Raw genomic sequence first — 24,565 nt, forward strand, 5'->3', positions numbered from 1 at the left:
TCGGGGGAAGTGGGGAAGTGCGGGGGAGATGAAGAATCGGTGGGCTGCCCCGCAGTTTAGCGTCCCATGCCGGGGTAGGACTTTTCCGACCCCGGCCAGCGACGTCCCCCGAGCCCGCGGCTGCCGGTCCGACGATACGGCGAACCGGGGGCGATGCCGACACTGGCCACACCGGCGGCATGACGCTCCAGGCCGGTCGACACGAGCCCCATTGCATCCCCGCCAACCAGGAGTCGCGCCATGAAATCGTTCGCCACCACCCTCAAGTCACTGGTCCTGTCGCTGCTGCTTGCCGGCAGTGCGCTCTCGGCCAGCGCTTTCGCCGCCGAGACGGTCAACATCAACTCCGCCGACGCCGCCACCATCGACCGCGTCCTGCTCAACGTCGGCCCGTCCAAGGCCGAGGCGATCGTCGCCTACCGCAAGGCCAACGGCGCCTTCCGCAGCGCCGAGCAGCTGGCGCTGGTCAAGGGCATCGGCCTGAAGACGATCGAGAAGAACCGCGACCGCATCGTGGTCGGCGGCGGCGGCGCGGCCCGCAAGCCGGCGGCCGCCGCGCGCGTGGCACCGCGTGCCGCACCGCGCTCCACGGCCAAGCGCTGATCCAGACACTGCCGGCAGCGCACGGACGCGGTCGCCGGTAGCGCGTTCGGGCAAGGACGCCCGAGGAGTCGGGGGGAGTCCCTGGACATGGAAGTGCGCCGCCCCGTCGCAGAGGGACCTGCCGCGGGGTGGCATTCGTTTGCGCGCGCGCAGCCGCGCGCGGGGCTGGGTTGCAGCCAGCTAGACTTCGGCAACGCCCGCCGAGCCGCCGCGATGCCAGTCCAGCACAGCCCCTCGCGGGTGATTCCCGCCAACGAGTACCGCCGCGAGCGCTGGCGCAACCAGCTGGGCTGGACCCGCGAGGTCTGCCGCTCGCCCGAGCGCGATGACTGGGACTGGCGCCTGTCGATCGCCGAGATCGAGCGCGATGCCGCGTTCTCCGCCTTCCCCGGGGTCGAGCGCGAGCTGGTATTGCTGTCGGGCAACGGCCTGCGCCTGCGCTTCGACGACGGCGAGGTTCACGAGCTGCAGCCGCCGCACGACAAGCTCCGCTTCGCTGGCGAACGCGGCGTCTCCGGCGAACTGCTCGACGGCCCGACCCACGACTTCAACCTGATGTGGCATCGCGACCGCGTGGACGCGCAGCTGTGGCACCGGCCGCTGGTCGGACCGATGGTGATCTTCGCCGAGCCGGGCACCACCTGGGCGGTGTACCTGATCGCGGGGCAGGCGCATTTCGCCGACGAGTCGGGCCTGCCGCCGCTCGCCGCCGGCGACACCGCGATCCTGGTCGCCGGCACCCAGCGGCTGCGACACGTGCTCGAAGGCGGTGGCGAGGCCTTGCTGATCCGGATTGCGCCGGTCGGCGTCGAAGTGTGACCCGGTAAGCCAAGCCGAGCCGTAAAGCGGGCCCGGCTGCCCGGCATCTCCAGCTACCATCCAGAAACCTTTTCTGTTCGTCATTCCTGCGAAGGCGGGAATCCAGGGACGTTGCTTTCTAGGCGCTAGAAGTCACTGGATTCCCGCCTTCGCGGGAATGACGAGCAAAAGCGAGTTGCTCAGGCCTTCCCTGGAGCGGCGGGTTCAAGGCGCTGGGCTCGGGTCGTTCTTGTGCATCGGTACGAACTCGATGCTGAGTCCATCCCCCAGCGGGTGCTGGATCGGACTGCCCGACGCATAGCCGCATGCCTGGTAAAGCCGGACGCCCGGCAGCGTGGCCATGAGCGCGAAGCGGGTGAAGCCGCAGGCGCGCGCCTCGGCCTCGCAGCGCTCCAGGATCGCCCGGCCAATGCCTTGACGGCCGTGCGCGGGATCGATGAAAAAGGCCCGGATCCGCGCCGCATCCACGCGTGGGTCGAGCTCACCGGCGTCGCGCTGCGCGTGGGCGTCGCCACCGAACAGGGTGCGCCGCCGGCTCCAGCCGCCGCAGCCCACGATCCGGCCCTCGTGCTCGGCGACGAAATAGGTGCCGTCGCTGACCAGCTGGGTATCGAGCCCGAAGGTCCCGCGCAACGCGGCTTCGATCTGCCGTGGCGTGTAGTCCACGGCGCCGAACGCCCGCGCCGAGCGGGCGATCAGATCCTCGATCGCGAACAAGTCTTGCGCGGTTGCCTTGCGTAACGAGTGGCCCACGGCGACCCCTTGGCACGGAATTCATCGATCAGTGCCGCTCGCACGCGGCCGCAGGGGTGAATGGTGCCTGACGACTGCCTGCGATTGCTGCTGCCTGCCCTAGTACACGTCGCGACGATACCGGCCATCCTCGGCCATGGCTTCCAGCGCGTCCACGCCGACAACCTCGCGTAGCACCGCGTCCACGCCCGGCGCCATGCCTTCCAGGCTGCCGCAGACGTACACCGCGGCGCCGGCGGCAAGCCATTCGTCCAGCCGCGCCCGCTGCTCCTGCAGCAGGTGCTGCACGTAGCGGCGCGGTGCGTGGTCGCGCGAGAACGCCAGGTCGAGGTGTTGCACCTGGCCTTCGCGCTGCCAGCGTTCGATTTCGTCGCGGTAGTGGAAGTCATGCAGGCCGCTGCGCTCGCCGAACAGCATCCAGTTGCGGGTGTGGCCCGCGGCGATTCGCGCCTTGAGCACGGCACGCAATCCGGCCAGGCCGGTGCCGTTGCCGACCAGGATCAACGGGCGGGCGTCGGCCGGCGGATGGAACGACGGGTTGGGGCGGATGCGCAGGGCGATGTCGTTGCCCAGCGCCGCGTGCTCGGTCAGCCAGCCGCTGCCGCTGCCCAGCCGGCCGTCGGGATGGCGCATGCGACGCACCAGCAGCTGCAGGCTGCCGTCGGCAGGCAGCGAGGCGATCGAGTACTCGCGATGCGGCAGCGGCGCCAGGGTAGCGGCCAGCTGCTGCGGGGGCAGGCCGCGTGCCGTGCTGGGATCGGGCAGGCGCGAGCGCGCCAGCACCGTACGCAGCGGAAGAGGCGTATCGGCTTGGACCACGTCGCTGTCGCCGTCGAACCCCGCTGCAGCCAGCCACGCGTCGACGCTGGCGTCGTCGTGGCGCGGGCCGATCTCGGCGATGTCGCCGGCCTGCCACGCGAGGTCGGCCGGATCATGCGGGGTCAGGGCTAGGTGGTAGGCGCGGCCGCCGGGGCTGCCGATGTTGAGCCACTCGCGCTGGATCAGGTGCCAGGCGCCGTAGCTGGGCGCGCTCCAGTCGGGCAGGTCGGTGCGGCCGGCGAGCTGGCCGATGTGGTGCTGCCAGTGGCGCAGCGCGCCGGCGTCGCCGGCATCGACGTCGATGCGGTCGAACAGCGGTTGCGCGCCGGCGTGGTGAAGCCAATGGTCGAGTTCGCGGCCGAATTCGCAGTAGCTGTCGTACTCGCGGTCGCCGAGCGCGAGCACGCCGTATTGCAACGTCGCCAGCGAAAGGGACTGCGCGCGCATGCGCCGGGCGAAGCCACGCGCGTCGTCCGGCGGCTGGCCTTCGCCGAATGTGCTGACCACGAACAGCGCACGACCCGCGTTTGCCAGTTGCTCGGGCCGCAGGCGGCCCAGGCGTTCGACGCGCACGTCGAAACCGCCCTCGCGCAGCGCGGCCGCCGTCTGCCACGCCAGCCGCTGCGCGCTGCCGGTCTGGCTGGCGTAGGCCAGCAGCAACGGCTCGCCACCCGACGCCGCCGGCAGCGCGGCCTGCGCCGTAGCCAGCGCGCGTGCTGCGTGCTGCTTGCGACGCCGGTCGAGGTACAGCATCCAGCCGGTGATCGCGAACAGTGGCATCAGCAGGCTCGCGAGCATGAACGCCAGCACGCCGGCGGTACCGAAGAAGCTGCCGCGGTGCAGCGCGAACATGCTGCCGACGATCTTCTGCCGGGTCGGCTTGGCGTCGTAGCGCTCGTGCTTGGTGACGGCCAGGGTCGCCGCGTCCAGCTCGATCGTGTTGCGCGCGCGCTCGTGCGGCGCGTCGACATCGAGGTAGGCGAACTGGGCGCCGCCGCCGTCGCGCGGCCATTGCAGGGTCGCGGTGCTCCAGGCCGGCGCGGCGTCCTCAAACGCGACCCAGGCGGCGCCGACATCGAGCACGGCCGCGTCGTCGGCCTTGCGCTCTTCACGATCTGCCCCGTCGCGCCCCTTGCCGCGCTCGCCAGCGGGTGGTTCCTTCTTCTGCGATTGCTGTGACGGCACGCCCGCCCAGCGGTTCAGGCCATCGCGGTACCAGTCGTACGACCACCACAGCCCGGTCAGCGCCATCACCAGGTACAACACCAGCACCCAGGTGCCGACGATCGAGTGCAGGTGCCAGAGGAAGTTGCGGCCCTTCTGCCGCCAGTCCAGCGCCAGCCACACGCGCACGCTGCCCCAGCGGCGCGGCCAGCGCAGGTACAGGCCCGACAGGCAGAAGAACACCAGGATCACGGTCGACGCGCCGACGATCTGCTTGCCGACGTCGTCCATCACCAGCCAGCGGTGCAGCTGCATCGTGGTGCGGAAGAAGCCTTCGCCGCGCGGCTTGGCCAGCAGCGTGCCGGTGTAGGGGTCGACGTAGCGGCTCTCGCCGCGCGCCCGTCCCCCCGGTCCCTTGGGTGCGTCGGCCTTGGGCGCGAAGCCGGCCTTGGCCGCCTCGTTCGGGTCGGCGGACAGCGCCAGCGACTGCAGCTTCGCCTCGGGTTGCTGTGCGCGGATGCGCGCGACCAGCGCATCCGGCGCCAGCGCCTGGCTTTGCGCGGCGACGGTGATCACGCCGGGGTTGAGCGCCTTGAGCAGCTCGTGCTCGAAGCTGAGCATCGCCCCGGTCGCGCCGACCAGCGCCAGCACCACGCCGGCGGTGATGCCGAAGAACCAGTGCAGCTGGAACATCGCATTGCGGAAGGTGGGCAGGGTCATGGCGCGTCAGTGGGATGCGGTTGATCATCGACCCAGCCAAGGCTGGGATTCGTCGGGAAGGGGGTTTTTGGTGTGGCCGTCGGGGCAGGCGTGCCTGCAACCCCGCTCGCACGCATCAGGTGTCGGCCCAGCGCCGCAGCAGGTTGTGATACACGCCGGTGAGCTGCACCAGCGCGGGATGCTCGGGTACGTCCTGGGTGAGGCGGCGGATCGACACATCGAGTTCGAACATCAGCCGCCGCTGCGCGTCCTCGCGCAGCAGGCTCTGGATCCAGAAGAACGATGCCAGCCGCTCGCCGCGCGTGACCGGCGTGACCTTGTGGAGGCTGGTGCCCGGGTACAGCACCAGATCGCCGGCGGCCAGCTTAATGCTCTGGTTGCCATAGGTGTCCTCGATCAGCAGTTCGCCGCCGTCGTACTCGTCCGGCGCGCTGAGGAACAACGTTGCCGACAGGTCGGTGCGGATTGCCTCGGCGCCACCGCGGCTGCGGTCGTAGCGCACCGCGTTGTCGACGTGGAAACCGAACGACTGGCCACCGGAATACCGATTGAACAGCGGCGGAAAGATCTTCTGCGGCAGCGCGGCCGAGAAGAACGTGGCGTTGCGCGACAGCGCGTCGAGCACCAGCGCGCCGAGCTCGCGCGCGACCGGGTCGGCTTCGGGCAGCTGCGCGTTGTCCTTGGCCTTGGCCGACTGGTGGCCAGCAGTAATGCGGCCGTCGGCCCAGTTGGCCTGCGCCAGCCGCGCGCGACAATGCGCCACCTGCTCGGCGTCGAGGACCTGGGGAACCTGCAGCAGCATGGGCATTGCCTCAATGCGACCGCCCGGGACGGGCCCGAGCGGTACGTGGATCGGTGCCGGCGATTATGGAGTGGCCATCCGTGGCCGCGACAGCTCCCGAGCCTGGTTTAGAACGAGAAGTTCGCGCTCAGCACCACCGAGCGACCTTCGCCCGGCGTCGCCCAGCCGTTAGCGTTGTTGCGGATGCGCGTGTAGTACTGCTCGTCGAACAGGTTGTTGACGTTGAGCTGTAGCGACGCATGGCGGTTGAGCTTGTAGGCAGCCATGGCGCGGTGCACCCAGTAGCTTGGCGCGGTCAGCAACGAGCCGGCGACATTGGTGGCCGAGTGCTGGGTCAGCGTCAGTTCGCCCTGGTAGGACGCGCCGTAGCCGACCTGCCACTTCGGCGACAGGTCGTAGGTGGTCCAGAGGCTGAAGGAGTTCTCCGGAACGTTGAGCAACCGGTCGCCGCGGGTGTAGTCCTGGCCCTGTCCGGCTACGAAGTCGGATGCGCCTTGCAGCACTTCGCTGTCGAGATAGGCGTAGTTGGCGAAGATCGACCAGTGGTCGGCGATCAGGCCCGACACGCCCAGCAGCAGGCCATCGACGCGCGCACGGCCGTCGAGTTGCTGGAAGCCCGACGGATTGTCCGGGTTGTTCGGGTCGGCGACTTTGTAGTTGCTGCGCTCGTTGCGGAACACCGACGCGGTCAGCGACAGGCGTTCGCCGAGGACGTCCCACTTGGTGCCCAGCTCGATGTTCTGCGCGGTTTCCGGGTCGACCGCGCAGGTCGCCGCAGTGCAGGCGCCGTTGACCGAAGCCTTCGATGGGGTTTTCGCGTTGCCGTAGGCCAGGTAGATGCTGCCGTTCTCGACCGGCTTGAACACCAGTCCCGCGCGGTATGAGAACAGGTCCTCGTCGTTGATCAAGGTCGGCCCCGGCGTGACCGCGCCACCGGCATTGGGCGTGGCGACCGCATCGGTGCGGTGGCTGCCCTCGTTGCGCTCGTAGCGCACGCCGGCGTTGAACTGCCACTGCTCGTTGAACTTGAGGGTGTCGAACACGTACAGCGCGCGGTTGTCGAGCGAGCCCTGCTGGCGCGAGTTGGCGATGAACTTGATCCGGCCGGTATAGAACGAGTCGGGGTTGGCGATGCTCGTCAACGGAAGGGTTGGCAGCAAGTAGTTGTCATCGCGCAGCGAGCTGCCCGACACCAGGTCGAAATTCTCCTGGGTGGTCGAAAATCCGGCGACCAGGTCGTGCTCGATCGCGGCGGTGCGGAAGCCGACCAGCGCGTCGAACTGGCTGTGCAGCACGGTGTTGCGGGTGTCGCGCGTCGTGCCGCGGTTGCCGCTGGGGCGGTAGGTGCCGGGCGCGGTGCCATTGATGCAGGCGCCACCGGTGGCCGCATCGGTGCCGTTGGCGAGGCAGTAGTTGCCCGACGGCGCATCGACCACGGTCAGCGAACCGACGTCGGCGCGGCGGGTCAGGTTGCGCAGCGAGAAGTTGTCGCTGAAGGCGTGCTTGATCTCGGAGGTGAACACGTCGACTTCGGTGTCCTGGCGGTCGACGTTGCGGTAGCCGTAGTAGGCCCATGGGTCGACGCCCGGCACCGGCGCGCCGTTGACGAAGGCCACGCCGTACTGCGGCGTGTTCTCGTCTTCCTGGTGCAGGTAGCTCAAGGTCCAGGCGGTGTCGCTGCCCAGCCCGAACGCGATCGACGGTGCGAACCCCCAGCGCTGCATCTGCTCGACGTCGCGACCGGGGATGTCGTTCTGATGCGCCATGACGTTGAGGCGCAACGCCGCGCCTTCGCCGATCAGCAGGTTGCTGTCGGCGGTCACGCGCGCGTAGCTGTCGGTGCCGGCGGCGATGCTGGCGTGGTTGAACTCGTCCGCACGCGCTGCCTTGCTGACCAGGTTGACGCTGCCGCCGACCGAGCCGGCGCCGGTGTACGCCGAGTTGGCGCCGTTGGTGACCTCGACCGATTCCAGGTTGAACGGGTCGGTGCGGCTGTACAGCCCGCTGTCGCGGACACCGTCCACGGTGATGTCGCTGTCGCCGCTGAAGCCGCGCAGGTTGATCTTGTCGCCAAAGCCGCCGCCGCCTTCGCCGGCGCCGAAGGTGATGCCGGGCAGGGTGGCCAGGATGTCGCGCAGCGATAGCAGGTTCTGGTCCTCGATCGTCTCGCGATCGATCACGTTGATCGTCTGCGGGGTGTCAAGCAGCGGCCCGGTGTACTTGGGCGAACTGGCCTTGAGCACGCGCTGGCCGGTGACGTCGACCCGGGCCAGGTCGGTGGCCGCGGCGGCCGGCTCGGGCGCTGGAGCGGCCGCCGCGTGGAGGCTGAGCGCGAACGCCAGAGCACCGGCGAGCGGCGAGATTGCGTGGCGGGGGTGGGGCGGCGACTGATGGGACACGAGAACCTCGGATGTCGGACGAAACGAAAAGGCATGCACGCGCCGCCGGATGGACGGCGAGGCGCTGAAGTGGCTGGCTTCGATGCCGTTCCGGCGTCGACGTTGGCTGCGCTGAATTTCCCGGCCGCGCGCAGGACGCGACCGGGCCGGGATCAGAACTTGTAGTTCAGGCCAAAGTAGTAGCTGCGCGGCACGCCGGGCAGGATGCCGCGGGTGCGGTCGGCAATGTATTCGCGGCCGGTGATGTTCTTCACTGCGGCGTAGAAGCCCCAGCCGGTGTCGGCGAAATCGTAGTTCAGCGCCAGGTTGAGCGTCGTGTACTTCGGCAGTTTGCCGAACTGCCCGTCGCCATTGACGGCGGCGACTGGGGTATTGGCGAAGTCGGCGTACTGGCTCGCCACATGCACCGCTTCCAGCGAGGCATCGAAGCCACCCAATTCGGCGCCGAAACGCAGCGTCGCGGTGTGCTCCGGCGCGTACGGCATGCGGTTGCCGGCGCGGCTGCCAGCCACCAGCTGGCGATTGTCGACTCGGATCAGCGCGCTGCTCTGTTCCGCTTCCGGCAGCGCGGTGTAGGCCAGCTGCAGGTAGGGATTCCAGTCGAGGCTGACCAGCGTGCCGAAGTCGGCGCGCGCGCCCAGCTCCAGGCCACGGTAGCGCGCCTCGCCCTGTGCCAGCGGCGTGCTGCCACCGGCGATCGAGCCGACCGACACCTGATTGTCGAAGTCGTTGTCGAACAATGCGACTTCGTAGGTCAGGCCGTCGAGCGGGCGGCCGCGCAGGCCCAGTTCGATGTTGCGGCTCTCCTCCGCATCCACGTCGACGCTGCCGCCACTGTTGCTGATCAGGTCCTCGGCGCGCGGCGGGGCGAAGCCCTCGTGTACGCCGGCGAACAGCACGGTGTTGTCGGTGAGTTCGAAGGTGGCGCCCAGGCCCGGGATCACTTCGTCAAGCGAGCTTTGGCCACGGGCACCGGCGCCGAGGCGGTTGGTGCGGCTGAAATCGACGCTCTCGAAGCGCACCGCCGGGATCAGCGCGAAGCGACCGAAGTCGAAGCGGTTCTGCACGAAGCCCGAAACAGCCTCGACATCGCGCAGGTTGTGCTCGGCCAACGCGCCGGTGGTCGCGGTCGGACCGGTGCCGTTGAGCTGCAGGCGCTCCTGCTTCTCGCGATGGAAGCGAACACCGGCCTCCAATTCACCGGCAACCGAGCCCCAGGTGTAGTTGGCGAGCAGGCGCGACTCCACGCCCCAGGTGGTGAAGTCGCGGTTACGCAGTTGGCGGGAGTTGCAGGCATCGACATTGACGCGAGCGCCGGCAACGCGTGCGGCAGTGAACGCAGCGCCGCACTGGCCGTCCGTCGTGCTGCTGGACTGGCGCCACCAGTCACGATGGAATTCGTAGTAGTACGCATTGGTGGCCAGCGTCACCGCGTCGCTGAAGGCCACGCCCCACGTTGCCGACGCACCGAAGCGCTCGAGGTCGAAGGTGTCGTTCTTGAACGGGTTGTAGCGCGCGCCGAAGTTGCGGTGCTCGGCATCGGTCAAGCCCGAATAGGTGACCTGCGAGTCCTCGTTGAGGTAACTGGCACGCAGGGTCAGCTTCTGGTTGTCGCCGATGGCGACCGAGTACTTGTAGTTGAGGTCGTTCTGCTCGAGGGACTGGTTGTCGCGCGCACCGTCGCCCTGCTTGTGTATCAGGTCGACCCGGTGGCCGGCGCCGCCAATCTGCACGAGGCCCTTGCGATAACCGCGATCACCGGCAGCCAGTTCGATCTGGCCCTCGAAGTCCTGAGGCGGCTCCGGGGTGATGTAGTTGATCACGCCGCCGATGGTTTGCGGCCCAAAGCGCAGCATGCCGCTGCCCTTCAACACTTCGACACGCTCGTAACGCTCGATCGGGGCGTGGAAGTAGCTGGCGTTGTCGCCATAGGGCGCGTAGGTGAAGGGCAGGCCGTCTTCGAGCAACAGCACCTTAGTCGAGCGGGTCGGATTCAGGCCGCGTACGCCGATGTTCGGTCGCAGCCCGAAGCCTTCCTCGTCGCGGACGTGGACGCCCGGCACCTTGCGCAGCGCCTCGTTGACCGTCGCCACGCGCGCCGAGCGCAGATCTTCCGCACTCAGCACGTAAGCGCTACCAGGCTGGGCGGCGGCCTGTTCCCTGGTGCCGACCACAACGACGCGGTCGAGCGAAGTGGCCTGGTCTGCCGGCACATCCGGGGACGCTGTGGTTTCGGCCAGCGCAGGCAGACCCAGGGCGAAGGCGAGGGCGCCGGCGAGCGGCGAGACAACGAACTTCCTGTTGGTCATGGAATCCCCGGAACATGGTCATCAACGCGGCTCGTTGGCCGCTTCGTTGGCAATGTTAGTGAGATTGATTCGCATTTGCAACGGTTGATGAATGCGGGCGGCGCGTGCGCCTAGCCTCAGTCGCGGTCGTCGCGGGTCCACACCGCGTCGTCCTCGACCTTGACCGGGAACTTCACCACCGGCGTGTAGGCCGGCGCCGACAGCGGCCGGCCATCGCGCACGTCGAACTTGGCGCCGTGCAGCACGCATTCGATCGTCGCTTCGTCGCCGTCGAAGCTGCCGGCCGACAGCTCGAAGTCTTCGTGCGAGCAACGGTCCTCGAGCGCGTAGAAGTCGCCGTCGTAGTTGAGGACCAGGATCGGGGTGTCGCCGTCCCAGGCGACGATCGACTCGCCCGGCAGGAGCTCCGAGGTCGCGCAGACCCGGACCCAGGCAGCATTCACAGCGCCTTCTCCAGCACCTCGAAGCGCAGATCGTCGCGCTTGGGCAGGCCGAAGCGCTCGTCGCCGTAGGGGAAGGGCTTGTGGATCCCGGTGCGGTGGTAGCCGCGCCGTTCGTAGAACGCGATCAATTCGTCGCGGATGTCGATCACCGTCATGCGCATCGTCGGCAGGTTCCAGTCGTCGCGCGTGATGCGCTCTGCCTCGGCCAGCAGGGCCTTGCCGACACCGCCCCCCTGCAGGTCCGGGCGTACCGAGAACATGCCGAAGTAGCCGGCGCCGTCCTCGCAGGCGACGTGCGCGCAGGCGAGCAGCAGGCCGTCGCGTTCGGCGATGAGGATCACGCTCTGCGTGCGCTGGATGCAGGCGCCGATGTCGTCGGCGCCGGTGCGGCGGCCGTCGAGGAAGTCGGCCTCGGTGGTCCAGCCGGCGCGGCTGGCGTCGCCGCGGTAGGCCGATTCGACCAACGCGACCAGGGCCTCGGTATCGGCGTGGGTGGCGGCGCGGAACTGCAGGACGGTATGGGTCATGCGAGCAACTTGCGTACCTTGGTGAGCGCGGCGACGAAGGCTTCGACCTCGTCGTGGGTGTTGTAGAACGCGAACGAGGCGCGGCAGGTCGCGGCCACGCCGAAGTGCTGCATCAGCGGGTGCGCGCAATGGTGGCCGGAGCGGATCGCGACGCCTTCCAGGTCGAGCAGGGTGGCCAGGTCGTGCGCGTGCGCGCCGGCGACCAGGAAGCTGATCACCGCGGCCTTGTCGCGCGCGCTGCCGAAGATGCGCAGGCCGTCAAGCTTCGAAAGCTCCTCGGTCGCGTGGGCCAGCAGCGCCTGCTCGCGCGCCTCGATGTGGGCCATGCCCAGGTCCGACAGGTAGTCGACCGCGGCGCCAAGGCCGACGAAGCCGGCGATGTTCGGGGTGCCCGCCTCGAACTTGTGCGGGGCGTCGTTGTAGACCGTGCCGTCGAAACGCACTTCCTTGATCATCTCGCCGCCGCCGAGGAACGGCGGCATCGCGGCCAGGTGCTCGCGGCGCGCCCACAGCGCGCCGGTGCCGGTCGGGCCGGCCATCTTGTGGCCGGTGATCGCATAGAAGTCGCAGCCGAGCGAGGCAATGTCGAGCGCCCGGTGCGGCGCAGCCTGCGATCCGTCGATCACGCTGGCGATGCCGCGCCTGCGGGCCTCGCGGCAGATTTCGCGCACCGGGTTGACGGTGCCCAGGACGTTCGACACGTGGGTCACGCCGAGCAGCTTCACCTCGGGCGTCAGCAGCGTGTACAGCGCGTCGAGGTCGAGCTCGCCGCGGTCGTTGAGTTCGGCAACCTTGATCGTGGCGCCGGTGCGCTGCGCGACCAGCTGCCACGGCACGATGTTGGCGTGGTGCTCCATGCGCGTGAGCACGATCGCATCGCCGGGCTGCAGGCGCGGCAGGGCCCACGAGTAGGCGACCAGGTTGAGCGCGAACGTGGTGCCGCTGCACAGCACCAGTTCGTCGCTGCGCACGTTGAGGAACCGCGCCAGCTTGGTACGGGCGCCCTCGAACGCATCGGTGGCCTCCGCGCCCAGTGCGTGCACCGCGCGGCTGACGTTGGCGTTGTGGCGGCGGTAGAAGTCGTCGACCGCGGCGATCACGGACTCGGGCTTCTGCCCGGTGTTGGCCGAGTCGAGGTAGATCAGCGGCTTGCCGTGGACCTGGCGCGTGAGCAGCGGGAAATCGGCGCGGACGCGTGCCCAGTCGATCGCCTCGGTGGCCGATGCACTGCCAGCGGCGACGTCGGGCGCGTTCATGCCAGCTCCGAGCGCGCCAGCGCTGCGTCCAGTCGCGTCGCCACCAAGTCGCGTAACGCGGCATCGTCGAGCACGGCCAGCGTCTCGCGGCAGAACGCGGTGGTCAGCAGTGCGCGCGCCTGGGCGGCCGGCACGCCGCGCGAGCGCAGGTAGAACATCGCGATCGGGTCGAGCTGACCGACCGTGGCGCCATGCGCGGCCTGGACCTCGTCGGCGTGGATCTCCAGCACCGGCTGGGTATCGATCTCGGCGCCCTCGGACAGCAGCAGGTTCTTGTTCGAGAGCATGGCGGCGGTGCCGTCGGCGCCCTCGCGGATCAGGATGCCGCCGTGGAAGGCGGCGCGCGAACGGCCGGCGCCGAGGCCGCGCCAGGTCAGCTCGCAGGCGCTGTCGCGACCGACGTGGTCGACGCCCAGGCGGGTATCGAGGTGGCGCTTGCCGGTGGCCAGCAGCACGCCGTTGGCGTGCAGGCGCGCGCCTTCACCGTGCAGGGCGACGTTGAGTTCGTGCCGCGACAGCGCCGCGCCCAGTTCGAGGTCGAGCCGGCGGTAGCTGGCCGCGCGCGCGAGCACTGCGTCGGTGCGGGCGATCACGGTCGCCGCGGCCGCGTCATCCTGCATGCGGGCGTGGGTCAGCCGGCTGTCGGGGCCCAAGTGCACGTGCATCAGGCTGTTGGCGAGGTGGCCGTGTGCGCCGCTGGCCAGCTGGTGCTCGACCAGGGAGAGCGAGGCGCCCGCGCGCAGTTCGACCAGATGGCGCAGGTGCCAGGCCAGGTCGCGGCTGGATTGGTCGGAGGCTTCCGAAGGCGCGCCGACGAAGACCAGGTGGATAGGGTGCGTCGACTGCACGCCCGCGTCGGCGCGCAGGACCACGCCGTCCTCGGCAAGGGCGGCGTTGAGGCGCGCGAACACCTCGTCACCGCGCTCGAAGCGGCGGGCGAGGAAGCTGGTTTCGCGGCCATCGCCTTCGTGCAGCAACTCGGCCAACGGGCGCAGCGAGACGCCATCGGGCAAGCCAGCAAGGTCGGAATGCACCGCATCGAAGCGGCCATTGACGAACACCAGCCGCGGCGACGGGATCGCGGCCAGCAGCTGCGGGTCGATCGACGCCGGCGTGGAAGCGCGGCCGGCGTCGAACGCGCGGCGCTCGAACGCGCGCAGCGGAGTGTACTTCCAGGTTTCGGTGCGCGGGCCGGGCAGGCCGTCGCGCAACGCGGCGTCCAGCGCCGCGCGCCGGGCCACGCCATGGCCGCCGGCCTCGCGCAGGGGCAGCGCGTCGAAGGACGAGGCGAGCGATTCGAGCAGGGCACTCATGTCAGGCCGCCTGCCCAGGCGCGATCCGGTCCTTGATCCAGGCGTAGCCGTGCGCCTCCAGTTCCAGTGCCAGTTCCGGGCCACCGCTCTCGACGATGCGGCCGTCGGCGAGCACGTGCACCACGTCCGGCTTGATGTAATCGAGCAGGCGCTGGTAGTGGGTGATCAGCAGGAACGCGCGCTCGGGCGAGCGCAGCGCGTTGACGCCCTCGGCGACGTTCTTGAGCGCGTCGATGTCCAGGCCGCTGTCGGTCTCGTCGAGGATCGCCAGCTTCGGTTCCAGCACCGCCATCTGGAAGATCTCGTTGCGCTTCTTCTCGCCGCCGCTGAAGCCTTCGTTGACGCCGCGGTTGAGCAGTTCGTCCTTCAGGTGCAGCACGGCGAGCTTCTCGCGCACCAGCTTGAGGAACTGCATCGAGTCGAGCTCGGCCTGGCCGCGCGCCTTGCGCTGGGCGTTGAGCGCGGCGCGCAGGAAGTAGGTGTTGTTGACCCCGGCGATCTCGACCGGGTACTGGAACGCGAGGAACACGCCTTCGGCGGCGCGTTCCTCCGGTTCGAGCGCGAGCAGGTCGCGGCCTTCGAACAGCACCGAGCCCTCGACGACCTCGTAGCCCTCGCGCCCGGCGAGCACGTTGCCCAAGGTCGACTTGCCGGCGCCGTTGGGTCCCATGATCGCGTGCACCTGGCCGGGCTGCACGTCGAGCGAGAGGCCCTTGAGGATGTCCTTGCCGGCGACGCGGACGTGGAGGTTTTCGATCTTCAGCATGGTTCGTTTTCCGTGTTAAGCCCCTCTCCCATCGGGAGAGGGATTGGGGTGAGGGGTCAACGAAGCGGTGGAACGCCAATCCGCTTCCGCGAATGCGTGACCATCTGCCTGTGTTCGCCAACGCAACTCCGCCGGCCCCTCATCCGCCCTTCGGGCACCTTCTCCCGGCGGGAGAAGGGACAAAGCAGAACAAAATCAGCCGACCGCGCCTTCCAGCGACACTTCCAGCAACTTCTTCGCCTCAACCGCGAACTCCATCGGCAGCTCGCGGAACACCTGCTTGCAGAAGCCGTCGACGATCATCGACACCGCGTCCTCCTCGGCCAACCCTCGCGAACGGCAATAGAACAGCTGGTCGTCGCTGATCTTCGAGGTGGTGGCCTCGTGTTCGACGGTCGCATTTGGATGCTTGACCTCGATGTACGGGAACGTGTGCGCGCCGCACTTCTTGCCGATCAGCAGGCTGTCGCACTGGGTGTGGTTGCGCGCGCCCTCGGCCGTGCGCTCGACCTTGACCAGGCCGCGGTAGCTGTTCTGGCCGAAGCCTGCGCTAATACCCTTGCTGACGATCTTCGACTTGGTGCGCTTGCCGATGTGAATCATCTTGGTGCCGGTGTCGGCCTGCTGGCGGTGGTGGGTCAGCGCGACCGAGTTGAACTCGCCGGTAGAGTCGTCGCCGAGCAGCACGCAGCTGGGGTACTTCCAGGTGATCGCCGAGCCGGTCTCGACCTGGGTCCAGCTGATTTTGCTGCGCGCGCCGCGGCACTCGCCGCGCTTGGTGACGAAGTTGTAGATGCCGCCCTTGCCGTTCTCGTCGCCGGGGTACCAGTTCTGCACGGTCGAGTACTTGATCTCGGCGTCGTCCAGCGCGACCAGCTCGACCACCGCGGCGTGCAGCTGGTTTTCGTCGCGCATCGGCGCGGTGCAGCCTTCGAGGTAGCTGACGTAGCTCTTGTCCTCGGCGATGATCAGGGTGCGTTCGAACTGGCCGGTGTTGAGCGCGTTGATGCGGAAGTAGGTGCTCAATTCCATCGGGCAGCGCACGCCCTTGGGGATGAACACGAAGCTGCCGTCGGAGAACACCGCCGAGTTGAGCGCCGCGAAGTAGTTGTCGCCGGTCGGCACCACGCTGCCCAGGTACTGCTTCACCAGCTCCGGGTGGTCGTGGATCGCCTCGGACATCGAGCAGAAGATCACGCCCTTCTCGGCCAGCTCCTTGCGGAACGTGGTGCCGACGCTGACCGAGTCGAACACCGCGTCGACCGCGACGCCGGCCAGCTTCGCCCGCTCGTGCAGCGGCACGCCGAGTTTCTCGTAGGTGTCGAGCAGCTCCTGCGGCACCTCGTCGAGCGAGGCGTACTTGGCCTTCGGCGCCGAGTAGTAGCTCAGCGCCTGCAGGTCGATCGGGGCGATGTTGAGCTTGGCCCAGTGCGGCATCGGCATGGTCAGGAAGTGCCGGTACGCCGCCAGCCGCCAGTCGGTCATCCATCGCGGCTCGTTCTTGATCGCCGACAGCGCGCGGATGATGTCCTCGTTCAGGCCCGGCGGCAGGCTCTCGGACTCGATCTGCGTGACGAAGCCGGCCTCGTACTTGCGGCCGAGCTGGGCGTGGATGTCGGCGTTCGGCGCGGGCACGTCATGGACGAGCGCGTTGGCGTTGGTGGTTTCGTCGGTGCTTTCGATTGTTTCGGTGGCCATCGGGGCTGCCTACTGGATTTGCTTCTGCATGGCGGGTGGAGTCCGCCACGGGGTGTGGCATGGCGGGTTGAAACCCGCCCTATTTGCCGAGCGGCGGGTCAAGACCCGGCTAGGCGTTGGCCAGGCGCAGGTCGATGCGCCTCGCGTCAGGTGGGAGGGGCGGCGGTGCCGGCGCGAGCATCTGCGCCAGGGTCACGCTGCGCAGCGCCTCGACCACCACGTCGTTGATCCGGCGCCAGTTGGCGCGCACGCCGCAGTGATCCTCGATGCCGCAGTTGCCGGCGTGGACGCTGCACTCGGTCATCCCGAGCGGGCCTTCCATCGCGGTCACGATGTCGAGCAGGCCGATCTCGTCGGCCGAACGCGCGAGCCGGTAGCCGCCGTTGGCGCCGCGGAAGCCCTCGACCAGGCCGGCCTGCGCCAGCGGCTTGAGCAGCTTGCTCACGGTTGGAGCCTCCAGCCCTGCGCGCTCGGCCAGGTCCGACGCGCTGAGCACGGCGTCGGGCTGGGCGGCCAGGACCGTCAGCACGACCGTGGCGTAGTCGGTGAGTTTGGTGACGCGAAGCATGGGCGCGGGGCCAGGGTTTGAATCCGTACCGGAATTGTACGGTTTAAGCCCGGCGCGGCCAAGCGCCCCGCGCGCTAGGGTTCATGCGGTCGCTGGGCCACATTCCATGGGCGGCCCGCTGAGCCCCCAGGACGGGCGCCGGTCAGCGTTGCGCGATCGGCGCGGCCGGCAGCACCAGCTCGTAGTACGGCGCTGGCGGCTTCCGGTCCGGGGGCAAGTAGGCCGGCGCCGGCTCGCCGCCCGGGCCGAGCGACTTGATGAAACGGTAGATCGCGCGGCGGTCGTCGGGGCTCATCGCCCGCAGCGCGAAGTCCGGCATTAGCGGTCGCGTGCGCAGCGTCGCGCTGTAGTCCAGCCACTGCGCCTCGTCCATGTCGGCCAGTCGCAGCCGCAGGTTGGTCGCGTAGGTCGTGCCCCACGGTCCCTTGAAGCCCATTGGCGAGCCGGTCAGCCATTGCGCCGGGTCGATGTTGCCCTGCGCCTGCGCATAGCCGGCGGTGTGGCAGTCGTTGCAGCCCGTGGTGCGGACCAGGTACTCGCCGCGGGCGACCAGGTCCGGTGCGCCGGCCGCTCGCGCGGTCGGGCTGGCGACGGCGGCAGGCGCGGCCGCGGCGGTGTCGGGGGCGCGTTGGCAGGCCGCGCTCAACAACAGGCTTGCGGCCAGGGACGAAACCAGGAGGTGGTTCATGGACGTGCTCGCAGAAGGGAACGCCGATCCAACGGCCTGGCGCGGCGCGGGCGGACAGTGCGCGATGGCCGTGGCCGCGCATCCGGGTCAAAATGCCGGCAGCAATTCCGTGCACCAGCCCGCAACCTCATCTGGAAACCCGCATGCCGCGCAAGATCGTCGCCCGTCGCTCCGCCATCCACGGCAATGGCGTATTCGCCCTCGAACCGATCGCGAAGGGCGAGCGCGTGGTCGAGTACAAGGGCCGCCGCCGCACCCACGAGGACGTCGATGCCGGCGACAGCGGCGATGCCGACTCGGGCCACACCTTCCTGTTCACGCTCAACGACGAGTACGTGATCGACGCCAACTTCGAGGGCAGCACCGCGCGCTGGATCAACCACAGCTGCGCGCCGAACTGCGAGGCAGTGCTGGAAGAGCATGATGGCGACGACCGCCGCAAGGACCGGGTGTTCATCGAGGCGATCCGCGCGATCAAGCCCGGCGAGGAACTGGCCTACGACTACGGCATCGTGCTGGCCGAGCCGCACACCGCCCGGCTGAAAAAGATCTGGGAGTGCCGCTGCGGCGCGAAGAACTGTACCGGCACGATGCTCAAGCCCAAGCGCAAGCCGGCGAAGAAGAAGTAGCCCGCCACGTACCAAGGTGCGATGGCGCCGCGACAACGGCGCGGGGACACTGACGTAGGGCGGGTTTCAACCCGCCATCGCCTTATCCCCGTGCTGCGTCAGCCACGCCCAGAAGACGGTGGCGGCCGCGAACACGCAACGGCGGGCTAGAGCCCGCCCTACAAACGAAGGAATTCCATGAGTTCGCTCGAAGGCAAGGTCGCGGTCGTAACCGGCGCCGCCAGTGGCATCGGCAAGGAAATCGCGCACGAACTGGCCCGCGCCGGGGCCACGGTCGCGATCGCGGACCTCAACGGCGATGGCGCCCACGCCGTCGCCGCGCAGATCGCCCAGGCCGGCGGCCGCGCGCTGGGCATCGCGATGGACGTCACCGACGAGGCCGCGGTCGACGCCGGCATCGCCACAGTGGTCGCCCGGTTCGGTGGCATCGATATCCTGGTGTCCAACGCCGGCATCCAGATCGTCAACCCGATCGAGAACTACGCCTACGCCGACTGGAAGAAGATGCTGGCGATCCATCTCGATGGCGCCTTCCTCACCACCAAGGCGGTGCTGCCGCACATGTACGCCGGCGACCGCGGCGGCACCGTGGTCTACATGGGCTCGGTGCACTCGCACCTGGCCTCGCCACTGAAGTCGGCCTACGTCACCGCCAAGCACGGCCTGCTCGGGCTGGCGCGGGTGCTGGCCAAGGAAGGCGCGGCGCACGGCGTGCGCAGCAACGTGGTGTGCCCCGGGTTCGTGCGCACGCCGCTGGTCGACAAGCAGATCCCCGAGCAGGCGCGCGAGCTGGGCATCAGCGAGGACGAAGTGGTTCGCAAGGTGATGCTGGGCAATACCGTCGATGGCGTGTTCACCACCGTCGAGGACGTGGCGCGCACCGTGCGCTTCCTCGCCGAGTTCCCGAACGCGGCCCTGACCGGGCAGAGCATCACCGTCAGCCACGGCTGGCACATGCAGTAGCGGCTGGCGAGCGTGAGCGGCTCAGCCGAATCCCGGTAGGTCCGAGCCTGCTCGGACGGCCTTTCGTGCATGAGCAAGGGCGATCCGAGCAGGCTCGGATCGATACGGGCACGCCGTTCCCGGATTCTGCCCAGCCACTGCGCCGGCCTGCCTTCCGGCGGGCATGCCAACACCGGCAAGGCGGATAGCCGATGCCGCAAGCAGACGATTGGTTGCCATGACTTATGCCAGTCGGTAACCCCCGCGTACCCGACTAGCCTGCGCGGCATTGCTGCGGGATTGCCGCGGCCGACCGCATGGATGCGGATTTTCCTCCACGGGTTCACGCCGTCTGCCAGCGCGTTCCCGCGGACACTTCACTGCATTCCGGGACTCCCATGCGCGCTCCACTGACCCTCGCGATCCTCGCCGCGCTTGCCGCGCCCGCCGCCCACGCCATCGAGGTCGACGGCCGCATCGATCCGGCCGAATGGGAAGGCGCCCAGCACGTCACCGATTTCCGCCTGACCGAGCCGCTGTCGCGCGCGCCGGCGCCGCAGCCGACCGAGGCCTGGATCAAGGCCACTCCCGAAGGCCTGGCGGTGGGCTGGCGCAACACCCAGCCGGCCGGCGTGCCTCGCACCCGCCAGCGCGCGCAGCGCGACCAGGGCGGCAACGCCGACCGCGTCAACATCTATGTCGACTTCGACGGCGACGCGCGCACCGGATACAACTTCACCCTGCTGCTGTCGGACAGCATCGTCGACGGCACCATCACCAACGAAAACCAGTTCAACAACGACTGGGACGGCGACTGGCGCCACGCGACCTCCGAGGACGGCGACACCTGGTCGGCCGAGATCCTGCTGCCCTGGCACATCGCGCCGATGCAGAAGGCCGGCGGCCAGACGCGCGTGATCGGCTTGTCGCTGGACCGCGTGATCGGCGAAACCGGCGAGCGCATGTCGTGGCCGGCGATCGGCTTTCGCGAACAGCGCTTCATGTCCGTATTCGAGAAGGTGACCGTGCCGCAGTACAGCCAGTCGCTGCTCGCGATCACGCCGTACGCGGTCGGGGTCTACGACGCGGTCAACGGCAAGACCGACTTCGACGGCGGCGGCGACCTGTTCTGGAAGCCCAACGGCCAGTTCCAGGTCAGCGCCACGATCAACCCCGACTTCGGCCAGGTCGAGAGCGACCAGCTGGTGGTCAACTTCGGCGCGATCGAGAGCTTCTTCAACGACAAGCGGCCGTTCTTCACCGAGAACCAGAGCTTCTTCGACGTGCCGTTCGGTTCGCTCAATACCGCCAACCGGCTGATCTACACCCGCCGCGTCGGTGGCAACGCCGACGACGGCAGCGGCGCCGGCGACGTGGTCGCCGCGGCCAAGGTCAACGGCAGCCTGGGCAGCTTCAACTACGGCGTGTTCGCGGCCAACGAAGGCGACGACGTCGGCCGCGACTTCTACGCCGCGCGCGTGACCCGCGATTTCACCCCCAAGCAGGGGCTTGGCGCGATGGTCACCCGCGTCGACCGTCCGTTCCGGGACCGCACCGCGACCGTGTACGAGGCCGACCACCGCTGGACCCCGACCACGCAGCTGAGCGTGCGCACCACCGTGGTCGGCTCCGAGGTGGAGATCGGCGGCAACGGCACCGCGCCGCGCCGCGACCTGCGCGACAGCGGCGGCCAGGTGCGCATCGACTACGACATGGGCAACAGCTGGCGCCAGCAGCTGTACCTGCTGCACCTGGGGCGCGACCTGCAGCTCAACGACTTCGGCTTCCTGGAGCGCAACAACTTCAACTACGGTCGCTACGAACTGGGCCATCGCATCACCGACCTGCCCGCGGACGGGCCGTTCGCCGCGCACGACTGGCGCTACGCGGTTTCGCGCCGGACCAACGACTCCGGCGTGCACATCGGCGATGCCTGGGCCTTCAACCGCTTCAGCGAGCGCCGCGACGGTGGCAACCAGTTCTTCGAGGTCGCCGGCTGGACCGCGGGCCACGACGACCTGATCACCCGCGGCAACGGCGTGGTCAACGTGCCGAGCAAGCTGTTCCTGTTCGCCGAGCGCTTCCGCCCGCGCAAGGGCCACTGGGCGCTGTACGGCAGCGTGCGCTACAACGCCGACGGCCTGGGCGGCGTCGACGAAGGCGCGACCACGCTGTTTTTCGAGCCGACCTACCACGTCAACGACACGCTGAGCTTCTTCTCCGGGCTTGAGCTGCGCCACAACCCCGACTGGCTGCTGTGGCAGCCCGGCGACGACATCGTGGCCAACGGCAACCGGCTGGGCAGCTTCCGTTCCGACATGGCGTTCCTCAGCGGCGGCATGACCTGGCTGGTCGACAACAAGCAGGAACTGCGCGTGCGGCTGGAGGCGATCGGCCTGGACGCGCAGGCACTGCAGACCTGGCGCGTGGCGCCCGACGGCACGCCGGTGGCGTCGACCGAGCCGCTTCCCGACTTCGGCCTGCGCAACCTCGGTTTCCAGGTGCGCTACCGCTACGAACTGGCGCCGCTGTCGTACCTGTACGTCGCCTACGTGCGCGGCGGCTCGCTGTTCGAGGAGGACATCGGCAGTTCCTTCGATGCGACCCGGCAGTTCACCGACGCGTTCGACCTGCGCGACAGCGAGCAGCTGCTGGTGAAGCTGTCGTACCGGTTCGAGATCTAGCGGCGTTGGATGCCGTGATGTAGGTCCGAGCCTGCTCGGACTGTTCTTGCCTTTGGGGCAGAAGCGGTCCGAGCAGGCTCGGATCTACGGACGACAGCAGCAACGGCAGCGGAGCAAGCTCCGCTCTGTATCCCGGCTTTCGCCGGGATGACGAGCAAGGGCAATCCGGAAGCCACGTCCTACGGATTGTCTGCCGGCAATCCCACCCACGCGTCCGGCGTCACGATCTCGAACAGCCCATCGCGGCGCGTGCGCCGACCCAGCGCCAGCACGTGGCGGTCACGGCTGACCAGCCAGCGCGCGCCGGCGGCGAGCGCGAGCTGCAGGAACTTCTGGTCGTCCGGGTCCTTGCAGCGCGGCATCGGCAACGTCGCTGGCGCGGCATCAGGCACGCAGTAGACCTGCGCATCGAACGCCGCGGTCGCCGCCGCGCGCGCCGCATCGTCGAGTTGCAGTTGGGGGTAGTCCAGCACGCGCAACCACTCGCTGCGGCACTCGGCGTTGGTAACCGCGACTACCTCGCCGACCCGAATCGCGGAGTGCAGCGCCGCGGCACGAGGATCGGCGAACACGAACAGGTCGAGGCAGGCGTTGGTGTCGAGCACGGCGCGCGGTACGGGATCGCTCATCGCGGCTTCGGGCGCCTTGCGGACGGGGCCCTTTACGGCCGCACTTCGCGGATGTCCGCCGACGCGATCCGCCACGCGCGTTGCTCCGGGGTTGCGCCGCCGACCACCGAGCGACGCAGGGTGTAGGCACCCACATAGCGACGCTCGCTGCCGTCGCTGCGGGTGGTGGTCAGGGCGATGGGCACCTCGACGTAGCGCGCCCCGGCGGCGGCATCCACGCGTCCGGGCTCCATGATCTCCACCGATACGCCTTCGGTCTGCGCGAAGCCGTCGGCGAACTGCTGTGGCGACTGCCCGGCGGCGCGGCCGCCGTCGGACCACAGCGCGAACGCGCGCGCATAGGCGCGCGCGTTGATCGCGCCGTAGTAGTCGCGGACCACCGCGATCGCGTCGGCCACGGTCGGTTCGTCGGGGGCGATCGCCGAATCGCCGGTTTCCGGGTTGATAGGCGCGTTGGCGTTGTCGACCGGGGCATCGACCACGCCGTTCTCGGGCGGCAACGGCAGCGGGTTGCCGTTCTCATCGAGCGGTACGTCCGCCGGTAAGGTTTCGCCCGGCACCGGCGGGCCGACCTGGCCCGGCCCGGGCGCGTCGGGCATGCCGGTAATGCTGCCGGAGCGGCCTTCGGGCGCGGGCAGCGTTTCGTCGGCCTCGCCGTCTACGGTGTTGCGGCCGGCCTTGTCGCCGGCGCCGCCGCAGGCGGCCAGCAGCAGGGACAGGGTGATAGCGGTGAGCAAGGTGGAAACCGGGCGTTGCAGGTGCATGTCAGTTACCGAGGTGGACGACCACCAGCCCGTTCTCGATCTGGGCGTCGCCGACCCGGCGCGAGCCGAGCTTGCCGAGCAGGCTGTTGTCGAATTGATAGACCGGCTCGTCGCGGGAGTAATCCTGCAGCCAGGTGTTGAGCGCGCTGCGCGCAGTGGAATTCATCACGCCGCCCATGGCGGGCACGTCGACGCTGTCGATGGTCGGGTCCATCAGGTGCAGGCCGCGCGTGTTGGCGTCGTAGCGCAGGCCGCTGGTCAGGGCGAAGTGGCCCGACGGGCTGCGGCTGTCGCTGCCCAGCGCGCCGATGCCGATGTCGAAGTCCAGTCGCAGCCGCGACTGGCCGGGCGGGATCGAGAGGCGCGGATTGAGCAGGCTCAGCGAGACCAGCCCGCCGAGTTTGTCGTAGTCGCGCGGGAAGCGGCGGTCGAGGTACTGCTGCAGCTGCGGCGCAGTGAACGAGACACTGTTGCCGAGCAGCGCGCCGACCGCGTTGAGGGTCGAGCAACCGGCGATCACCGTTGCGGCCAGCACGGCGAACAGGAAGGTGGCGATGGCGGGCTTGCGCATGGGGCATTCCTCGTGGGTGTGCAGTGGCGGGCGGACCTGCCGCGCTGCGACGGCGCCACCTTACCCGGCGGCGGTGAATGGTGGGTTAGCGCAGCAGCGACGGCAATAGCCGCGCAACGCGGCGCTTCGGGCTCAGCGAATCACCGGCGATAACGAGGCCGCGGTCATTTCCCAGTGGGTCGTGACCGGGTTGTATCGCAACCGGTACCAGCCTCGGTAGCGATAGCCCTGGCCGGTCTCGAGCGCGGCTTGCAACTCGACCGGTATCTCCAGGTAGTTCGGCACGGCCTCGGCATCCAGCGGATTTGGCGTGCCGTTCTGAATGCGTAACGACTGCAATTCGCCGAGCGCGCGCAATCCGGCTTCCTCATCGACCGATGGCGAACGCTGGTAAGCCCAGTGCTGCGCGGCTGCATCGTGCTGCCCGCTGCCGAGTTTGCGCAGGTAGCTGTGCAGCGCGTCGACCGCGTCGCCAATCCTGCGCGCGCGTTGTCCTTGTATCTGGTCGGCCCGGGCGGTCTCGGCGGCGGCCTCGTTGCTCCTGACCGCATCGGCGGGGGTGGGGGAATGGACGCCCGTCCCCGCGGCGGCAGCAACTGCGTCGGGTGCGCGTTGGCAGGAACAGGCGCCAAGCAAGGCGGTGTACAACAGCGGTAGCACGACGCGCATGGCTATGTCCGGGGTAGAGCGGCGGCCGGC

Annotated in this window: 22 protein-coding genes; 5 read left to right on the plus strand and 17 right to left on the minus strand. The window is 68.9% G+C overall.

The features are described 5' to 3' along the window. Positions 1 to 240 precede the first annotated feature (240 nt). Positions 241 to 603: a ComEA family DNA-binding protein gene (locus ACFQZQ_RS08795; RefSeq protein ID WP_386812375.1), complete on the plus strand. Its 363-nt coding sequence runs from the start codon at positions 241 to 243 to the stop codon at positions 601 to 603. Between the two features lie 213 nt (positions 604 to 816). Beyond that, positions 817 to 1,422 (plus strand): HutD/Ves family protein, encoded by a 606-nt coding sequence (locus ACFQZQ_RS08800; RefSeq protein WP_386812376.1) that lies wholly within the window; start codon positions 817 to 819, stop codon positions 1,420 to 1,422. A gap of 204 nt (positions 1,423 to 1,626) precedes the next feature. On the opposite strand, the gene ACFQZQ_RS08805 is transcribed toward ACFQZQ_RS08800, so the two are convergent. The 13 genes from ACFQZQ_RS08805 to ACFQZQ_RS08865 all read right to left on the minus strand — a co-directional run bounded on the left by ACFQZQ_RS08805 (position 1,627) and on the right by ACFQZQ_RS08865 (position 17,647). Further along, a complete protein-coding gene (locus tag ACFQZQ_RS08805; RefSeq protein ID WP_386812377.1) occupies positions 1,627 to 2,139 on the minus strand; it encodes a GNAT family N-acetyltransferase in 513 nt (170 codons plus the stop codon). Between the two features lie 135 nt (positions 2,140 to 2,274). Beyond that, entirely contained in the window at positions 2,275 to 4,878 is a 2,604-nt protein-coding gene (locus tag ACFQZQ_RS08810; RefSeq protein WP_386812378.1) for a PepSY domain-containing protein, read from the minus strand. Positions 4,879 to 4,993: 115 nt separating this feature from the next. Beyond that, positions 4,994 to 5,680, minus strand: coding sequence for a Fe2+-dependent dioxygenase (locus tag ACFQZQ_RS08815; protein ID WP_386812379.1), 687 nt, complete (start codon positions 5,678 to 5,680; stop codon positions 4,994 to 4,996). Between the two features lie 107 nt (positions 5,681 to 5,787). After that, positions 5,788 to 8,079, minus strand: coding sequence for a TonB-dependent receptor (locus tag ACFQZQ_RS08820; protein WP_386812380.1), 2,292 nt, complete (start codon positions 8,077 to 8,079; stop codon positions 5,788 to 5,790). A 152-nt stretch (positions 8,080 to 8,231) separates the two neighbouring features. Beyond that, complete coding sequence (locus ACFQZQ_RS08825; RefSeq protein WP_386812381.1) at positions 8,232 to 10,388, minus strand: TonB-dependent receptor family protein; 2,157 nt, start codon at positions 10,386 to 10,388, stop codon at positions 8,232 to 8,234. 116 nt (positions 10,389 to 10,504) lie between these two features. Beyond that, positions 10,505 to 10,831, minus strand: coding sequence for a non-heme iron oxygenase ferredoxin subunit (locus tag ACFQZQ_RS08830; RefSeq protein ID WP_386812382.1), 327 nt, complete (start codon positions 10,829 to 10,831; stop codon positions 10,505 to 10,507). Beyond that, positions 10,828 to 11,358 (minus strand): GNAT family N-acetyltransferase, encoded by a 531-nt coding sequence (locus ACFQZQ_RS08835; RefSeq protein ID WP_386812383.1) that lies wholly within the window; start codon positions 11,356 to 11,358, stop codon positions 10,828 to 10,830. The genes ACFQZQ_RS08830 and ACFQZQ_RS08835 overlap by 4 nt, the downstream gene beginning before the upstream one ends. Beyond that, complete coding sequence (locus tag ACFQZQ_RS08840; protein WP_386812384.1) at positions 11,355 to 12,614, minus strand: cysteine desulfurase; 1,260 nt, start codon at positions 12,612 to 12,614, stop codon at positions 11,355 to 11,357. Before ACFQZQ_RS08840 ends, ACFQZQ_RS08835 begins: the two co-directional genes overlap by 4 nt. After that, complete coding sequence (sufD, locus tag ACFQZQ_RS08845) at positions 12,611 to 13,927, minus strand: Fe-S cluster assembly protein SufD (RefSeq protein WP_386812385.1); 1,317 nt, start codon at positions 13,925 to 13,927, stop codon at positions 12,611 to 12,613. Before sufD ends, ACFQZQ_RS08840 begins: the two co-directional genes overlap by 4 nt. 1 nt (position 13,928) lies before the next feature. Beyond that, positions 13,929 to 14,693, minus strand: a complete 765-nt coding sequence (sufC, locus tag ACFQZQ_RS08850) for a Fe-S cluster assembly ATPase SufC (protein WP_386812386.1) — start codon at positions 14,691 to 14,693, stop codon at positions 13,929 to 13,931. 195 nt (positions 14,694 to 14,888) lie between these two features. After that, positions 14,889 to 16,391: a Fe-S cluster assembly protein SufB gene (sufB, locus tag ACFQZQ_RS08855; protein ID WP_386812387.1), complete on the minus strand. Its 1,503-nt coding sequence runs from the start codon at positions 16,389 to 16,391 to the stop codon at positions 14,889 to 14,891. Positions 16,392 to 16,500: 109 nt separating this feature from the next. Then, the gene (locus ACFQZQ_RS08860) at positions 16,501 to 16,959 is read right to left on the minus strand and encodes an SUF system Fe-S cluster assembly regulator (protein ID WP_386812388.1); all 459 of its coding nucleotides are present in this window, start codon (positions 16,957 to 16,959) and stop codon (positions 16,501 to 16,503) included. 142 nt (positions 16,960 to 17,101) lie between these two features. Next, a complete protein-coding gene (locus ACFQZQ_RS08865) occupies positions 17,102 to 17,647 on the minus strand; it encodes a c-type cytochrome (protein ID WP_386812389.1) in 546 nt (181 codons plus the stop codon). Positions 17,648 to 17,790: 143 nt separating this feature from the next. Between ACFQZQ_RS08865 and ACFQZQ_RS08870 the strand changes: the two genes are divergently transcribed. The 3 genes from ACFQZQ_RS08870 (at position 17,791) to ACFQZQ_RS08880 (ending at position 21,902) form a co-directional block, all read left to right on the plus strand. Beyond that, entirely contained in the window at positions 17,791 to 18,276 is a 486-nt protein-coding gene (locus tag ACFQZQ_RS08870; protein ID WP_386812390.1) for an SET domain-containing protein, read from the plus strand. 177 nt (positions 18,277 to 18,453) lie between these two features. Continuing rightward, complete coding sequence (locus ACFQZQ_RS08875) at positions 18,454 to 19,239, plus strand: 3-hydroxybutyrate dehydrogenase (RefSeq protein WP_386812391.1); 786 nt, start codon at positions 18,454 to 18,456, stop codon at positions 19,237 to 19,239. Between the two features lie 377 nt (positions 19,240 to 19,616). Further along, entirely contained in the window at positions 19,617 to 21,902 is a 2,286-nt protein-coding gene (locus tag ACFQZQ_RS08880; RefSeq protein ID WP_386812392.1) for a DUF5916 domain-containing protein, read from the plus strand. Positions 21,903 to 22,081: 179 nt separating this feature from the next. Here the strand turns inward: ACFQZQ_RS08880 and ACFQZQ_RS08885 are convergent, their stop codons facing one another. From ACFQZQ_RS08885 to ACFQZQ_RS08900, 4 genes are all read right to left on the minus strand, one after another. Continuing rightward, entirely contained in the window at positions 22,082 to 22,531 is a 450-nt protein-coding gene (locus ACFQZQ_RS08885) for a putative toxin-antitoxin system toxin component, PIN family (protein WP_386812393.1), read from the minus strand. A gap of 32 nt (positions 22,532 to 22,563) precedes the next feature. After that, entirely contained in the window at positions 22,564 to 23,295 is a 732-nt protein-coding gene (locus tag ACFQZQ_RS08890; RefSeq protein ID WP_386812394.1) for a hypothetical protein, read from the minus strand. A 1-nt stretch (position 23,296) separates the two neighbouring features. Further along, the gene (locus tag ACFQZQ_RS08895) at positions 23,297 to 23,866 is read right to left on the minus strand and encodes a DUF1439 domain-containing protein (RefSeq protein ID WP_386812395.1); all 570 of its coding nucleotides are present in this window, start codon (positions 23,864 to 23,866) and stop codon (positions 23,297 to 23,299) included. A gap of 132 nt (positions 23,867 to 23,998) precedes the next feature. After that, a complete protein-coding gene (locus tag ACFQZQ_RS08900; protein ID WP_386812396.1) occupies positions 23,999 to 24,535 on the minus strand; it encodes a hypothetical protein in 537 nt (178 codons plus the stop codon). Between the last annotated feature and the right edge of the window lie 30 nt (positions 24,536 to 24,565).

Origin of the sequence: Lysobacter koreensis (assembly GCF_042677045.1) — a bacterium.
GTDB lineage: Bacteria > Pseudomonadota > Gammaproteobacteria > Xanthomonadales > Xanthomonadaceae > Lysobacter_K > Lysobacter_K koreensis.

What these genes read in the sequence shown, in the direction of transcription:
- ACFQZQ_RS08795 (WP_386812375.1), top strand. Translation starts at nt 241, where the DNA reads ATGAAATCGTTCGCCACCACCCTCAAGTCACTGGTCCTGTCGCTGCTG.
- ACFQZQ_RS08800 (WP_386812376.1), top strand. Translation starts at nt 817, where the DNA reads ATGCCAGTCCAGCACAGCCCCTCGCGGGTGATTCCCGCCAACGAGTAC.
- ACFQZQ_RS08810 (WP_386812378.1), bottom strand. Translation starts at nt 4,878, where the DNA reads ATGACCCTGCCCACCTTCCGCAATGCGATGTTCCAGCTGCACTGGTTC.
- ACFQZQ_RS08815 (WP_386812379.1), bottom strand. Translation starts at nt 5,680, where the DNA reads ATGCTGCTGCAGGTTCCCCAGGTCCTCGACGCCGAGCAGGTGGCGCAT.
- ACFQZQ_RS08825 (WP_386812381.1), bottom strand. Translation starts at nt 10,388, where the DNA reads ATGACCAACAGGAAGTTCGTTGTCTCGCCGCTCGCCGGCGCCCTCGCC.
- ACFQZQ_RS08835 (WP_386812383.1), bottom strand. Translation starts at nt 11,358, where the DNA reads ATGACCCATACCGTCCTGCAGTTCCGCGCCGCCACCCACGCCGATACC.
- ACFQZQ_RS08840 (WP_386812384.1), bottom strand. Translation starts at nt 12,614, where the DNA reads ATGAACGCGCCCGACGTCGCCGCTGGCAGTGCATCGGCCACCGAGGCG.
- sufD (WP_386812385.1), bottom strand. Translation starts at nt 13,927, where the DNA reads ATGAGTGCCCTGCTCGAATCGCTCGCCTCGTCCTTCGACGCGCTGCCC.
- sufC (WP_386812386.1), bottom strand. Translation starts at nt 14,693, where the DNA reads ATGCTGAAGATCGAAAACCTCCACGTCCGCGTCGCCGGCAAGGACATC.
- sufB (WP_386812387.1), bottom strand. Translation starts at nt 16,391, where the DNA reads ATGGCCACCGAAACAATCGAAAGCACCGACGAAACCACCAACGCCAAC.
- ACFQZQ_RS08860 (WP_386812388.1), bottom strand. Translation starts at nt 16,959, where the DNA reads ATGCTTCGCGTCACCAAACTCACCGACTACGCCACGGTCGTGCTGACG.
- ACFQZQ_RS08865 (WP_386812389.1), bottom strand. Translation starts at nt 17,647, where the DNA reads ATGAACCACCTCCTGGTTTCGTCCCTGGCCGCAAGCCTGTTGTTGAGC.
- ACFQZQ_RS08870 (WP_386812390.1), top strand. Translation starts at nt 17,791, where the DNA reads ATGCCGCGCAAGATCGTCGCCCGTCGCTCCGCCATCCACGGCAATGGC.
- ACFQZQ_RS08875 (WP_386812391.1), top strand. Translation starts at nt 18,454, where the DNA reads ATGAGTTCGCTCGAAGGCAAGGTCGCGGTCGTAACCGGCGCCGCCAGT.
- ACFQZQ_RS08880 (WP_386812392.1), top strand. Translation starts at nt 19,617, where the DNA reads ATGCGCGCTCCACTGACCCTCGCGATCCTCGCCGCGCTTGCCGCGCCC.
- ACFQZQ_RS08885 (WP_386812393.1), bottom strand. Translation starts at nt 22,531, where the DNA reads ATGAGCGATCCCGTACCGCGCGCCGTGCTCGACACCAACGCCTGCCTC.
- ACFQZQ_RS08890 (WP_386812394.1), bottom strand. Translation starts at nt 23,295, where the DNA reads ATGCACCTGCAACGCCCGGTTTCCACCTTGCTCACCGCTATCACCCTG.
- ACFQZQ_RS08895 (WP_386812395.1), bottom strand. Translation starts at nt 23,866, where the DNA reads ATGCGCAAGCCCGCCATCGCCACCTTCCTGTTCGCCGTGCTGGCCGCA.
- ACFQZQ_RS08900 (WP_386812396.1), bottom strand. Translation starts at nt 24,535, where the DNA reads ATGCGCGTCGTGCTACCGCTGTTGTACACCGCCTTGCTTGGCGCCTGT.